11 protein-coding genes are annotated in these 13,267 nt (G+C 67.6%); 5 read left to right on the top strand and 6 right to left on the bottom strand.

Annotation, left to right across the window (positions count from 1 at the left end):
- Nucleotides 1-22 precede the first annotated feature (22 nt).
- Nucleotides 23-1,333, top strand: a complete 1,311-nt coding sequence (gene argA / locus VIM12_RS06450; protein WP_331940792.1) for an amino-acid N-acetyltransferase — start codon at nucleotides 23-25, stop codon at nucleotides 1,331-1,333.
- Nucleotides 1,334-1,387: 54 nt separating this feature from the next.
- Entirely contained in the window at nucleotides 1,388-1,660 is a 273-nt protein-coding gene (locus VIM12_RS06445) for an oxidative damage protection protein (RefSeq protein WP_331940791.1), read from the top strand.
- A gap of 60 nt (nucleotides 1,661-1,720) precedes the next feature.
- Here VIM12_RS06445 and VIM12_RS06440 read toward each other — a convergent pair whose 3' ends face one another.
- From VIM12_RS06440 to rpiA, 4 genes are all read right to left on the bottom strand, one after another.
- A complete protein-coding gene (locus VIM12_RS06440; protein ID WP_331940790.1) occupies nucleotides 1,721-4,891 on the bottom strand; it encodes an efflux RND transporter permease subunit in 3,171 nt (1,056 codons plus the stop codon).
- 9 nt (nucleotides 4,892-4,900) lie between these two features.
- Nucleotides 4,901-6,067, bottom strand: coding sequence for an efflux RND transporter periplasmic adaptor subunit (locus tag VIM12_RS06435; protein ID WP_331940789.1), 1,167 nt, complete (start codon nucleotides 6,065-6,067; stop codon nucleotides 4,901-4,903).
- Between the two features lie 49 nt (nucleotides 6,068-6,116).
- Nucleotides 6,117-7,529, bottom strand: a complete 1,413-nt coding sequence (locus VIM12_RS06430; RefSeq protein WP_331940788.1) for an efflux transporter outer membrane subunit — start codon at nucleotides 7,527-7,529, stop codon at nucleotides 6,117-6,119.
- Nucleotides 7,530-7,677: 148 nt separating this feature from the next.
- Complete coding sequence (rpiA, locus tag VIM12_RS06425; protein WP_331940787.1) at nucleotides 7,678-8,349, bottom strand: ribose-5-phosphate isomerase RpiA; 672 nt, start codon at nucleotides 8,347-8,349, stop codon at nucleotides 7,678-7,680.
- Nucleotides 8,350-8,504: 155 nt separating this feature from the next.
- Here rpiA and VIM12_RS06420 point away from each other — a divergent pair, with 155 nt between their 5' ends.
- From VIM12_RS06420 to VIM12_RS06410, 3 genes are read left to right on the top strand one after another with little or no spacing between them, the layout of a single operon-like run.
- Nucleotides 8,505-8,867 (top strand): response regulator, encoded by a 363-nt coding sequence (locus VIM12_RS06420; RefSeq protein ID WP_331940786.1) that lies wholly within the window; start codon nucleotides 8,505-8,507, stop codon nucleotides 8,865-8,867.
- On the top strand, nucleotides 8,867-9,481 hold the full coding sequence (locus VIM12_RS06415; RefSeq protein ID WP_331940785.1) for a chemotaxis protein CheX: 615 nt from the start codon (nucleotides 8,867-8,869) through the stop codon (nucleotides 9,479-9,481). The genes VIM12_RS06420 and VIM12_RS06415 overlap by 1 nt, the downstream gene beginning before the upstream one ends.
- A gap of 5 nt (nucleotides 9,482-9,486) precedes the next feature.
- The gene (locus VIM12_RS06410; protein WP_331940784.1) at nucleotides 9,487-10,479 is read left to right on the top strand and encodes a diguanylate cyclase; all 993 of its coding nucleotides are present in this window, start codon (nucleotides 9,487-9,489) and stop codon (nucleotides 10,477-10,479) included.
- Here VIM12_RS06410 and eda read toward each other — a convergent pair.
- A complete protein-coding gene (eda, locus tag VIM12_RS06405; protein WP_414691761.1) occupies nucleotides 10,476-11,123 on the bottom strand; it encodes a bifunctional 4-hydroxy-2-oxoglutarate aldolase/2-dehydro-3-deoxy-phosphogluconate aldolase in 648 nt (215 codons plus the stop codon). The two genes, VIM12_RS06410 and eda, sit on opposite strands and share 4 nt — an antisense overlap.
- A 47-nt stretch (nucleotides 11,124-11,170) precedes the next feature.
- The gene (edd, locus tag VIM12_RS06400) at nucleotides 11,171-13,084 is read right to left on the bottom strand and encodes a phosphogluconate dehydratase (protein WP_331940782.1); all 1,914 of its coding nucleotides are present in this window, start codon (nucleotides 13,082-13,084) and stop codon (nucleotides 11,171-11,173) included.
- Between the last annotated feature and the right edge of the window lie 183 nt (nucleotides 13,085-13,267).

The raw sequence follows: 13,267 nt of genomic DNA, 5'->3' as shown, positions 1-13,267 counted from the left end.
GGGGCGAATTATAATGCGGGTCATGGAAAACCCTATTCAGTTCGTACAGTGGCTGCGCTCGGTCGCGCCGTACATCCACGCCTTCCGGGGCAAGACCTTCGTCGTCGCCTTCCCGGGCGAGCTGGTGATGGCCGGCGCGCTGCCGGTGCTGGCGCAGGACCTGTCGCTCTTGCATGCCCTCGGCATCAAGGTCGTGATCGTGCACGGTTCACGGCCGCAGGTGGAAGAGCAGATGGCGCTACGCAACCTGGAGGGCAAGTACCACAATGGCCTGCGCATCACCGACGCCGCCGCGATGGAGTGCGCAAAGGAAGCCGCCGGCGAGCTGCGCCTGGATATCGAAGCCGCTTTCAGCCAGGGGCTGCCCAACACGCCGATGGCGCATGCGGCGATCCGGATCATCTCCGGCAACTTCGTCACCGCCCGCCCGCTCGGTGTCATCGAGGGGATCGATCTCGAGTTCACCGGCGTCACGCGCAAGGTCGCCTATGAGACCATCCAGCCGATATTAAGTGCCGGCGGCCTGGTGCTGCTGTCCCCGCTCGGCTTCTCTCCCACCGGCGAGGCGTTCAACCTGGCCATGGAAGACGTCGCGGTCGCCGCCGCCACCGCGCTGCGCGCGGACAAGCTGATTTTCATCACCGAAACGCCGCTGCTGACCGATGCCGGCGGACGTCCGGTCTATGAACTGACCGCGGCCCAGGCCGACGTGATGCTCAGGTCCGGCACCATCGCGCCGGACACCGCGTTCTACCTGCAGCATTGCGTGAAGGCTTCCCGCAGCGGCGTGCCGCGCGCGCACATTGTCCCGTTCGAAATGGACGGGTCGGCGCTGCTCGAGATCTTCACCCACGACGGCGTCGGCACCATGGTCAGCACCGAGAACCTGGAGACCCTGCGCGAGGCGACCATCGAGGACGTCGGCGGCATCCTCAAGCTGATCGAGCCGCTCGAAGCCGACGGCACCCTCGTCAAGCGCGGCCGCGAACTGATCGAGCGCGAGATCGAGTATTTCTCGGTCATCGAGCACGACGGCGTGATCTTCGGCTGCGCGGCGCTCTACCCGTTTCCCGCCGAAAAAATGGCGGAGATGGCATGCCTCACCGTCAACCCCGAGGTACAGAGCCAGGGCGACGGCGAACGCATCCTGAAGCACATGGAAAACCGGGCGCGCGCCGCCGGGTTCAACAAGCTGTTCGTGCTTACCACCCGCACCGCCCACTGGTTCCTGAAGCGCGGCTTCGCGATGGCCACGGTCGACGATCTGCCGAAAGACCGGCAGCACATGTACAACTGGCAACGCAAGTCACAGGTACTGATCAAGCAACTTTGACCCCAAGCGCTGCCTCTATATGGCAGCGATCCACGCATACACAAGGAGCAAAACATGGCCCGTACGGTCCACTGCATCAAACTGAACCGCGAAGCCGAAGGCCTGGACTTTCCGCCGTATCCCGGCGATCTCGGCAAGCGCATCTACGAGAACGTGTCGAAGGAGGCCTGGGCCGGCTGGCTGAAACACCAGACCATGCTGGTCAACGAGAACCGCCTCAATCTCGCCGACGCCCGCGCCCGCAAGTACCTGGCGCAGCAGATGGAGAATCATTTCTTCGGTTCCGGCGCCGACGCCGCGGCCGGCTACGTGCCGCCGACGGAGTAGGCAAGGCGGCAGGCAGGGCCGCCGCGTTACGGCCCTGCCTCAATGGCGCCCGGCCGCCGTTCAGTGCAGCCCGGAGCCGCTTCCCGCGGTTCCTTCCACGGTCCCTTTCCCCGATCCTCCCGCAGTTCCTCCCGCAGCCGCATCCTTCCCTTCCGCAGGCCGGCCCTTGTGCCCGCGCAGCCGATCCCTCGCGCGCCCGATCAGGTGTTCGAGGTCGTCCATGTAGGTGAACACCGCCGGCACCACCAGCAGGCTCAGCACGGTCGAGGTGAGCAGCCCGCCGATCACGGCGATCGACATCGGCGAACGGAAGCTGGGGTCGGCCTGTCCGATGCCGATCGCGATCGGAAGCATGCCCGCGCCCATGGCAAGGGTCGTCATGATGATCGGCCGCGCGCGCTTGTGGCAGGCATCGAGCAGCGCGTCGAAGCGGCTCATGCCGTGGTCGCGGCGCGCCACGATCGCGTACTCGACCAGCAGGATGGAGTTCTTGGTCGCAATGCCCATCAGCATGATCAGACCAATCAGCGACGGCATCGAGAAACTCTTCTGTGCGGCCAGCAAGCCGACGAACGCGCCGCCGAGCGACAGCGGCAGCGCGGCAAGGATCGTCACCGGATGCAGGAAGTCCTTGAACAGCAGCACCAGAACGATATAGATGCACAGGACGCCGGTCAGCATCGCGAGACCGAAACTGGCGAACAGTTCGCCCATCACTTCCGCATCGCCGATCTCCACCACCTTGACGCCCGCCGGCAGGTTGACCACCGACGGCAGCTTTTGCACCGCGGCGGCGACGTCGCCCAGCGGCAGGCCGGAGAGCTCGATCTCGAAATTGATGTTGCGCGAGCGGTCGTAACGGTCGATCACCGCCGGCCCGCCGGCCACTTCGAGGTCCGCCACCTGCCCCAGCATCACCGGCCCGCGCGCGCCGGGCACCGCCAGCCGCTCCAGCACGGAGAGGTCGGTGCGCGCGGCGTCCTCCAGCCGCACCACGATGGGCACCTGGCGCTGCGACAGGTTGAGCTTGGGCAGGGCGACATCATAGTCGCCCACCGTGGCCACGCGCAGCGTCTCGCCGATGGCGGCACTGGTCACGCCGAGATCGGCCGCACGCGCAAAGTCCGGCCGCACCGCGATCTCCGGCCGGATCAGGCTGGCGGTCGAGGCGACGCTGCCGAGGCCGGGAATGCTGCGCAGGTCGCGCTCGACCGCGCGCGCCGCCAGGGCCAGCGCATGCGGATCCTCGCCGGTCAGTACCAGGATGTACTTCTCGCCCGATCCGCCGAGGCCGACCTTGCTGCGCGCGCCCGGCAACTTCTCCAGCGCCGTGCGCATGTGGTTTTCGATCACCTGCTTGCGCGGACGCTCGCCGCGCGCGGTCAGCTGGATGGTCAGCGTCGCCCTGCGCGGCTCCGCCGCTCCCTGCGGGGCGAACGGATCGCCGCCCGCGCTGCCGCCGCCAATCGAGGTGTAGACGCTGCGGACGTGCTCCACCTGTCCCACCAGCAGGCGCGCCTGCTCCGCGGTGGCGAGCGTCTGCTGCAGCGTCGAACCCGGCGGCAGTTCCAGGTACACCTGGGTCTGGGAATTGTCGTCGGGCGGAATGAAACCGGTCGGCAGCAGGGGAATGAGTGCGATCGAACCGAAAAAGAAAACGGTCGCAGCCATCATTGTTGCCAGCCGGTGGCGCAGGCACCAGGCGGCGGCACGCATGTACCAGCGCATCCATGCCGGGTCGCGATCTTCTTCGTGTTGCGCCGGCTGCAGGATATAGGCGGCCATCATCGGGGTCAGCACGCGCGCCACCACCAGCGACGCGAATACCGCGAGGGCGGCAGTCCAGCCGAACTGCTTGAAGAACTTCCCGGCGACGCCGCTCATGAACGCCGTGGGCAGGAACACCGCAATCAGCGTAAAGGTCGTGGCGATCACCGCAAGCCCGATCTCGTCGGCTGCTTCCATCGCCGCCTGGAACGGCGTCTTGCCCATCCGCAGGTGACGCACGATGTTCTCGACTTCCACGATGGCGTCATCGACCAGGATGCCGACCACCAGCGACATCGCGAGCAGCGACACCACATTGATCGAGAAGCCGAGCAGGTACATGCCGATGAAGGCCGGAATCACTGACAGCGGCAACGCGACGGCGGACACGAAGGTCGCGCGCCAGTCGCGCAGGAACAGCCATACCACCACCACTGCCAGGATCGCGCCTTCGTACAGCAGGTGCATCGATCCGGTGTACTCTTCCTCGACCGGGGACACGAAGTTGAAGGCCTCCGTCAGCTCCAGGTCCGGGTGCTGCTGCTTGAGCTCGTCCAGCGCGCGGTGCACGGCGGCGCCCACTTCGACTTCGCTGGCGCCCTTGCTGCGCGCGACTTCGAAACCCACCACCCGCTTGCCGTTCAGCAGCGCTGCGGCGCGCGGCTCGGCGAAGGTATCCGTGACGGTGGCGACCTGGTCGAGCCGGATGCGGCGGCCATCCGAAAGCGACAGTTCCAGCCGCGCCAGTTCCTCCGCCGACGTGACTGTGGCGAGGGTCCGCATCGGCTGCTCGCTGCCGCCGAGATCGGCGCGGCCGCCGGCGCTTTCGGTCTGCACCTGGCGCAGCTGGCGCGAGATGTCAGCGGCAGTCGCGCCCAGCGCCTGCAGCCGGTTCGCATCGAGCGCCACCCGTACCTCTCGGCTGACGCCGCCGACACGATTGACTGCGCCGACGCCGGCGACGGCCAGCAGCTTGCGCGAGACGTCGTTGTCCACGAACCAGGACAGCGCTTCCTCGTCCATGCGGGACGAGTAGATGGTGAAGGCGAGCACCGGCTGGCCGGCCAGGTCGACCTTGTTGACGATCGGATCGCGCAGGTCGCCCGGCAGGTCCGCGCGCACCCGCGCCACCGCCGAACGCACGTCGTCCACCGCTTCCTGCACCGGCTTCTCCAGCCGGAACTCCGCGGTGATCGTGACGCCGCCGTCCTGGACCTTGGTGTACACATGCTTCAGGCCCTGCACCGTCGCGATCGAGTTTTCGATCTTGCGCGCGACATCGGTCTCGAGCTGGCCGGGGGCTGCCCCGGGCAAGGATGCCGACACGGTGACGGTCGGCAGTTCGATGTCGGGGAAGTTCTGCACCTTCATCTTGCTGAACGAGAGCATGCCCGCAAACGTGAGCATCACGAACAGCATCACCGCCGGAATCGGATTCCGGATCGACCAGGAAGAAACGTTCATGTTGGCTCCTTACTGCCGTGCGGGCGCAGCGGATGCGGCGGCGGATGCGCCGTTGCCGGCAGGCGCCGCGACCACGCGCACCGCATCCCCGTCGTTCAGGAAGCCGGCGCCGCTGGCGACCACGCTGGCGTCGCGGGGCAGGCCTTCCAGTATCTCCACGCGGTCGCCGAGCCGCCGGCCCGTCTGCACCTTGAGCTGGCTCACCCGGCCGTCCGGATTGAGGCGGAACAGGTAGCTGAAGCCGTCGCGCAGGATCACTGCCTGCTGCGGCACGCTCAGCGCCGGCGACGTGCCCAGGTCGAACTCGCCGCGGGCGAACATGCCTGCCTTGGCCGGCGCATTCTTGTCGGCCGACGGTTCCAGGTCGACGTACACCAGCGCCGATCTGCTCTGTTGGTCCACGGTTGGGCCGACCATCCTCACCTTGCCCTTGAGCTGCGTGCCGTTGGCGGCGACCAGCGTTGCCGGCGTCCCCGTCCTGATGCGGCCCAGCTCGGTCGCCGTCACCTCTGCCCGCCATTCCAGCCTGCCTTTGCGGATCAGGCGGAACAGCTCGGTCCCCGCAGGCACGACGGCACCGACAGTCGCCTTGCGGTCGGAGATGACGCCGCTGTCCGGGGCCACCACCTGCACATGACGCAGGCGCAGCTGCTGCGCGGCCAGTGTCGCCTTCGCGGCGGCGACGCGGGCCTTGGCTGTCTGCTCGGTTGTCAGGTACTGGGCAATCTGCTGCGCACTGAGCGCGCCGCTTGCTTCGAGGGTCCGGGCGCGCGCCGCATTGGCGGCGGCGTCGGCGGCCAGCGCTTCAGCCTCGAGCACGCTGGCGCGAGCCTGGGCGACGTCCGCATCCACCGATTCGCCCGCGAAGGTGGCGAGCACCTCGCCCGCGCGCACCGCGTCGCCGACGTTGACCTTCACTTCCGCCAGCCGCAGTCCATTCGATTCGCTGCCAATGCTGGCTTCCTGCCAAGCCATGATGTTGCCGTTGGCCGCCAGCCGGATGGGGAGCGCGGATTGCTGCGGCTGCACCGCCGTCACGGTCAATGCCGGTTTCGGTGCTGCGGCCTGCGGCGGCGGGTTCTCCTGTTTCGGCGACATCAATGCGTAGGCGATGCCGGCGGCAAGCAGCAGTGCCAGCAGGGCGATGACAATGGTTTTGCGTTGGATGCGTTTCATGTTGTCCTGTCCAGTATGTATTCCCGCGTTTTCCTGCACCGCGCGCGTGTCAGCGGGCCGCGGCCCGGGCCGGCTGGTCCGCCGGCGGGTTCCAGCCGCCGCCGGCGGCCCTGTACAGCGCGACCCAGGCGGCGCGGCGCTCGCGCTCGAGCGTGACGACGACAGTCTCGGCGGCCAGCAGCGTGCGCCGCGATTCCTCCAGCTCCACGAGGCTAGCGAGGCCGTTGCGGTAGCGGCTCTCGGTCGCGTTGAACGAGGTGCGATAGCCTTGCGCCGCCGTCGACACGTCGGTGCTGCGCGCCGCCGTGCTCTGCAGGGCGACCAGGGCTTCTTCCACCTCGCGCACCGCCTGCCGCACGCGCGCCCGGTAATTCACCGCCGCTTCTTCGTAGCGCGCGCGTGCCGCCTCGACCTCGGCCGCGCGCCGCCCGCCGTCGAACAGCGGCACGCTGAGCGCAAGCGGCCCAATCGCCCAGGTCGACAGGTCGACGCTGGTGCCGCCTCCACGGAAATTGGCGGCGCCGACCGATCCGCTCAGCGTCAGGCGCGGATAACGCTGGGCCTGGGCGCCGCCGACATCGAAGGCCGCCGCGTCGACTTCGCGTTCGGCCGCAAAGACATCCGGCCGCTGCGCCAGCAGCGCGGCCGGCAGGCTGGCGATGGCGATCGCCTGCGCCTGCTCGGGGGCGGGTCTCGTCGCGTCCAGCCTGGCCCGCAGCGCGGGCTCGGCGATGGCGGTCAGGGCGACCAGGGCCTTCAGTTCGACGGCGCATTGGGCGCGCTGCTGGAGCAGTCGGGCGTTACCCTCGGCCGCACTCGCCCGTGCCAGCGCCGCGGTGGCGGGCGCCTGGAAGCCGGCCTGGGCACTGAGTTCGGAAAGGCGTGCGATCTCGGCACGGGATGCCGCATCCGATGCGGCAATCTCGATCTGCTTCTCGCAGCTCCGCAAGCTGAAGTACTGGTTGGCCACTTCTGCGGCCACCGACACGCGCGCTTCATGCCATCCGGCCTCGGCGCCCTCCAGCCGCGACTGGCTCGCATTGCGCGCTGCGCGGCGCCCGCCGAAAACATCGATCTCCCAGGCGCTCTGCAGCACGCCCTGCGAGGTGGTGCCCTGCGGCTGCGGCGGCTGGGTGCTGTTGCGCACCACGCTTGCCGTCGCATCGAGCGTGGGCAGCAGGGCCGCACCGCTTGCCGTGCGCGCGGACTGCGCGGCGGCGATGCGGGAACGCGCAGAGGCGATGCCGGGGCTGGCCGCCTGCGCTGCGTCGATCAGCTGCACCAGCAGGGGATCGCCCTGCTGTTCCCACCAGCGCGTGAGGTCGGTCAGGCTGCCGTTATGCGGCAGCGGGGCCTGCCATTGCGCGGCGACGGCCTGCGACGCTTGTGGCGGCGGCGTCGACGCGCATCCCGCCGCGAGGCCGGCCAGGCACAGGCAGGCGAGGTGCTTGAGCTGCTTCATCGTTTCCTTTCTTGAAATCCTGTCGCAGGCGGCATTATCCATCATCCCGATACCCCAATCGCCTCTCGGCGCCGCATGCAAAACAGCCCGCGAATCGCTTCGGCGGGCTGCTTGCGCTGCGGTCGGTGCAACTGCCGGTTTCCGGAACTCAGAACACCATCTTCTGCACGCCGTCGGCGGTGCCGAGCAAGGCGACGTCGGCGCCGCGGCGGGCAAACAGGCCCACCGTCACCACGCCGACGATATTGTTGACCCGGGCTTCGAACTCCTTCGGCTCGGTAATCTGCAATCCGGCGAGATCGACGATCATGCAGCCGTTATCCGTCAGCAGCGGCTTGCCGTCCTTCAGCCGCAGCCGCGGCTCGCCGCCGAGGGACTTGAGCTGGCGGCACACCGCCGCCTGCGCCATCGGTATCACCTCGATGGGCAGCGGGAAGGCGCCCAGCTGCTTCACCAGCTTGGAGCCGTCGGCGATGCAGATGAACTTGCCCGCCACCGAGGCGACGATCTTCTCGCGCGTGAGTGCCGCGCCGCCGCCCTTGATCATCGCGCCGTCGGCCGTGATTTCGTCGGCGCCGTCGATATACACCGACATGAAATCCACGTCGTTGAGATCGAGCACCGCGATGCCGTGCGAACGAAGGCGCGCCGCCGTCGCCTCTGACGACGCGACGGCGCCCTTGATGCGGTCCTTGATCTTGCCGAGCTCGTCGATGAAATAGTTGGCGGTGGATCCGGTGCCGACGCCGATGATCTCGTTTACCGGCACGTATTCGACGGCGGCGCGCGCGACCGCCTGTTTCAGTTCGTCCTGGGTCATGGTGCTGCAATGCAGAGAATGCGAAACCGCGTATTTTAAGCGCGGCGCCGGCCCGCGTCCGCTTTTTTCTGCGGCGCGGCTGAAGGCCTAGGCACGACGGATGATAGACTTACCGATAAGAACAAATTGCATTGCAGACATAGCCGATTGCGAAAATGACAACAGTACTCGTGGTGGACGACAGCAAGGTCTCGCGGCTGCTTTCGCGGCAGTTCATCCTGCACCGGCATCCTGACTGGCACATCGCCGAAGCCGCCACCGGGGAAGAGGCGCTGGAACGGCTGGGGACGATACGCCCGGACCTGGTCCTGCTCGACCTCAACATGCCGGGGATGGGTGGCCTCGCTGCCGTCACGCCGCTACAGGAGCGCTGCCCGCAGGTGCATATCGCGCTGCTGACCGCCAACGTCCAGGACGCCGTCCGTGAAAAGGCGGCGGCGCTCGGCGTGCAGTTCGTGGAGAAGCCGGTCACCGAAATCTCCATCGGACGCATCCTGGACAGCTTCGGAGCGCGCTAATGCTCCGGCTCACCGAGCTCCAGCACGACGCCCTGGTCGAGATCTTCAACATGGGCGTCGGCCGCGCCGCGGCAGCGATGAGCCGCATCGTCAACGAGGAAGTGACGATGTCGGTGCCGACCATCACCCTGCAGAAGCGCGCCGACGCGGCACAAACCCTCGGCAGCGGCGAAGGCCGCCGCATCTGCGCGATCACGCAGCATTTCAAGGGAGCGTTCAACACCGAAGCCTTCCTGATGTTCCCCGAAGAGAAAAGCCTGGAAATCGTCCGCCTGATGGTGGGACAGAGCCTCTCGTTGGAAGAACTCAGCGCGATGGAGCAAGAGGCAATGAGCGAGATCGGCAACATCATCCTCAATGCCTGCATGGCCACGCTCGCCAATGCGGCGGGCAAGGAAATGCAGGGGTCGCTGCCGACCTACCATGTCGGCACCGGGGCCGCCATCCTCGGCACCGGGAGCAAGGACTGGGAAGGCATGGTGCTCACGCTGAAGATCGACTTCAACATCGAACGCCGCCACATCTACGGCTACGTCGCCTTCCTGCTGGACATGCCGGCGCTGCACGAACTGCAGCACTACGTGGACGCCTGGCTGGCACGAATCACCGGATAGGGGCCATGCAACTCAGTCTGCTGCAAGGCATGGTCGGCGAAGGCGAACTGCGATTGTTGCAGGGCGTGCTGGATGCCGTGCGCACCGGGCTGTTCGTGTTCGACGCCGGCCAGCGGCTGGTGTTGTGGAACCACTGGATGGAGCAGCATTCCCAGCAGCCCGCCGGGTCGGTGCTGGGCAAGTCCTTCGCCGAGCTGTTTCCGGAAATGGTTGATGGCCGCACCCACATCGCCCTGCGCGCGGCCCTCGAAAACAGCTTCTCCTCGCTGCTGTCGCAGACGCTCAACAAGTCGCCTTTCCCACTGTATGCGACGCCCGCCGACCTCGCGCTCGGCCAGCGCATGCAGCAGGCGGTGCACATCATGCCGCTGCAGGCAGCGGGCATGCCGCGCCATTGCCTGGTGCAGGTGAGCGACGTCAGCATGGCGGTGGCGCGCGAGCGCAAGCTGCGCGAGCAGGCGCTGGAACTGGAATCCCAGACGCTCGTCGACGGCCTGACCGGGATCGCCAACCGCCGCCGCTTCAATGTCCACCTGGAAGATGAATTCCGGCGCGCCAAGCGCAACGCGTCGCCGCTGTCCCTGATCATGATCGACGTCGACTACTTCAAGGACTACAACGACAATTACGGCCACCAGCGTGGCGACAGCTGCCTGGCGCAGATTGCGGCCGCGCTTGCCGGACAGCTCAATCGTTCTCGCGACCTGGTGGCGCGCTACGGTGGCGAGGAATTCACCGTCATCCTTCCCGATACCACGGCAGACGGCGCATTGCAGGTGGCGGAAACCATGCGCTGTGAAGTCGAGGCGCGGCAGCTGCCCCATGAGTACTCCGGCGTCGCTCCCCATGTGACCATCAGCCTGGGCGTCAGCACCGTGGTGCCGGACCTGCTCAGCACGACCGGCGGTCTCATCCACGCCGCCGACCGTGCCCTGTATCAGGCCAAGCGTTCGGGCCGCAACTGCGTCGTCGTGTACGCGGACGAGCGGCCCGCCTAGACCGCTTCGGCCGGTTTGCCCTGCTTGCGCAGGGCCGCGGCCGCTGCGGCAATCTCCCTGATCCGGTCCCAGTCGCCCGCCTGCATGGCGTCCTTCGGCGTCAACCAGGAACCACCCACGCAGGCCACGTTCCTGCAGGCGAGAAACTGCGGCGCGGTTTCCTGCGAAATGCCGCCGGTCGGGCAGAAGAGCACATCAGGCAGCGGCCCCGCGATTGCATTGAGCATGCCGATACCGCCGGCCGGCACCGCCGGAAAAAGCTTCAGCTGGCGAAATCCCGCCTCGCGCGCGGCCATCACCTCGGACGGCGTCATCACGCCGGGAAGGAGCTGGAGGCCGCTGGTCTTGGCCGCTGCCACCAGTGCCGGGGTGAGGCCGGGCGAGACCCCGAATACCGCGCCAGCCTCCCGCGCCGCCTTGAATTCCTCCGGCTGGGTCAGTGTGCCGACGCCGACGATCGCGTCCGGCACCTCGGCCGCGATGGCCCGGATCGCGGCGAGCCCATGCGCGGTGCGCAAGGTCACTTCCAGCACCCGGATGCCGCCGGATACGAGCGCGCGCGCCAAGGGCACCGCGTGGGCCGGATCCTCGATGGCAATCACGGGGATCACCGGCGAGGCACGCATGATGGCGGGAAGGTCCATGGTCGAAGGGTCGGTCACGGGCATGCTCATTGCGAAAGCGCTCCTGGTCAGTTACGGGAAATGAGGGAATCTTCGTCGGAATATGCCTGGCCTTGCGGCACCGCCAGCGGATTGTCCTGCTCCGCGGCGAGGTCGACCGGCGGCGGCAGGCCGAAGGTCGCCGCGCCCTCTTCCGCTGCGCTTACCGTCGCGCGGAACATGGCAAAGAGCTCGCGGCCCATGCCGACGTGGGAAGCCGACAGGTCGACCGGATCGACCTCCCGCCCGGCCCATTCGGCCTCGTCCACCAGCGCCTGCAGCAATCCCTGCTCGGCGTCGAGCCGGATGATGTCGCCGTCCCGCACGCGCCCCAGCGGGCCGCCGGCCAGCACCTCGGGCGACACATGGATCGCCGCCGGCACCTTGCCGGAAGCGCCCGACATGCGCCCGTCGGTGACCAGCGCCACCTTGCGGCCGGCGTCCTGCAGACTGCCCAGCGCCGGCGTCAGCGCATGCAGTTCCGGCATGCCGTTTGCGCGCGGCCCCTGGTAGCGCACCACTGCCACGAAGTCGCGGTCGAGCCGGCCGGCCTTGTAGGCCATCATCAGCGCCTCCTGCGAGTCGAACACGATCGCCGGCGCCTCGACGACGCGGTGCTGCGGCTTCACTGCCGACACCTTGACCACTGCCCGTCCCAGGTTCCCGTTGAGCAGGCGCAGCCCGCCGTCCGCGGAGAACGGCGCCGAAGCCTTGCGCACCACCGCCGCGTCGCCGCTCTCGGCCGCGGCCGGTTTCCACACCAGCTTGCCGTCCTCGAGGAAGGGCTCGGCACAATGCGCGCGCAGCCCGTCGCCGAGCACGGTGGTGACGTCCTCGTGCAGCAGGCCCGCATCCAGCAGCTCCCGTATCACGAATCCCGTGCCGCCGGCGGCATGGAAGTGATTGACGTCGGCGTCCCCGTTCGGATAAATGCGGGTCAGCAGCGGCACCACCGCCGACAATTGGTCGAAATCGTTCCAGTCGATGACGATGCCGGCGGCGCGCGCGATGGCCACCAGATGCAGCGTATGGTTGGTGGATCCGCCGGTGGCCAGCAGCGCGACGATGGCGTTGACGATGGCCTTCTCGTCGACCACATGGCCGACCGGGATATAGCGTTCTCCCTGGGCGCTGATGGCGACCGCGCGCCGGGCGCCGGCGGCGGTCAATGCGTCGCGCAGCGGCGTGCCGGGCGTGATGAAGGCGGCGCCCGGCAGGTGCAGGCCCATCACCTCCATCAGCATCTGGTTGCTGTTGGCGGTGCCGTAGAAGGTGCAGGTGCCGGCGCCGTGGTACGACTGCGACTCCGACTCCAGCAGGGCATCGCGTCCAACCTTGCCCTGCGCATACAACTGGCGCACGCGGGCCTTCTCGGCATTGGAAATCCCGGTGGTCATCGGCCCCGCCGGCAGGAACACCGCGGGCAGGTGGCCGAAGTGCAGCGCGCCGATCAGCAACCCTGGCACGATCTTGTCGCATACGCCGAGGTACACCGCCGCATCGAACATGTTGTGCGAAAGGGCCACGGCCGCGGCCATGGCGATGGCGTCCCGGGAGAACAGCGACAGCTCCATGCCGGGCTGGCCCTGCGTCACGCCATCGCACATCGCCGGCGTGCCGCCGGCAAACTGCGCCACCGCGCCGACCTCCCGCACCGCTTCCTTGATGATGCGCGGGAAATGCTCGAAGGGCTGGTGCGCGGAGAGCATGTCGTTGTACGCGGAAACGATGGCCACGGAGGGCGCCTTGTACTGTTTCAGCTTCAGCTTGTCATTCGCCGGAAAGGCGGCAAAACCATGGGCAAGGTTGGTGCAGGCGAGGGCGGCGCGGTGGACGCCCTGCACCCGCGCCGCTTCCAGCCTGGCCAGGTAGGCCTGGCGATAGGGCCTGCTGCGCTGGACAATGCGGCGGGTGACGGAATCAAGTTGGGGATGGACAGGCATGATGTTGGCAGAGACAGGATGAGACCAAATTCTGAAATTTTACTACAGCAAGGCAGGGCGCGCCGCGCCCGAGAACACGATCGGCACCTATAGCGCGGCCCCGACGCCATCCCACTTCGCACGCACTCGACGCGACTGAGCAATCGCAATGAACAACGGCAGGCCTGCACTACCATGTAGTGA

Origin of the sequence: Noviherbaspirillum sp., assembly GCF_036563305.1 — a bacterium.
Taxonomy (GTDB): Bacteria; Pseudomonadota; Gammaproteobacteria; order Burkholderiales; family Burkholderiaceae_D; genus Noviherbaspirillum.
This window is presented reverse-complemented; position numbering and strand designations above follow the sequence as displayed.

Coding starts and splice junctions, on each gene's coding strand:
- argA (WP_331940792.1), top strand. CDS start 23: ATGGAAAACCCTATTCAGTTCGTACAGTGGCTGCGCTCGGTCGCGCCG.
- VIM12_RS06445 (WP_331940791.1), top strand. CDS start 1,388: ATGGCCCGTACGGTCCACTGCATCAAACTGAACCGCGAAGCCGAAGGC.
- VIM12_RS06440 (WP_331940790.1), bottom strand. CDS start 4,891: ATGAACGTTTCTTCCTGGTCGATCCGGAATCCGATTCCGGCGGTGATG.
- VIM12_RS06435 (WP_331940789.1), bottom strand. CDS start 6,067: ATGAAACGCATCCAACGCAAAACCATTGTCATCGCCCTGCTGGCACTG.
- VIM12_RS06430 (WP_331940788.1), bottom strand. CDS start 7,529: ATGAAGCAGCTCAAGCACCTCGCCTGCCTGTGCCTGGCCGGCCTCGCG.
- rpiA (WP_331940787.1), bottom strand. CDS start 8,349: ATGACCCAGGACGAACTGAAACAGGCGGTCGCGCGCGCCGCCGTCGAA.
- VIM12_RS06420 (WP_331940786.1), top strand. CDS start 8,505: ATGACAACAGTACTCGTGGTGGACGACAGCAAGGTCTCGCGGCTGCTT.
- VIM12_RS06415 (WP_331940785.1), top strand. CDS start 8,867: ATGCTCCGGCTCACCGAGCTCCAGCACGACGCCCTGGTCGAGATCTTC.
- VIM12_RS06410 (WP_331940784.1), top strand. CDS start 9,487: ATGCAACTCAGTCTGCTGCAAGGCATGGTCGGCGAAGGCGAACTGCGA.
- eda (WP_414691761.1), bottom strand. CDS start 11,123: ATGGACCTTCCCGCCATCATGCGTGCCTCGCCGGTGATCCCCGTGATT.
- edd (WP_331940782.1), bottom strand. CDS start 13,084: ATGCCTGTCCATCCCCAACTTGATTCCGTCACCCGCCGCATTGTCCAG.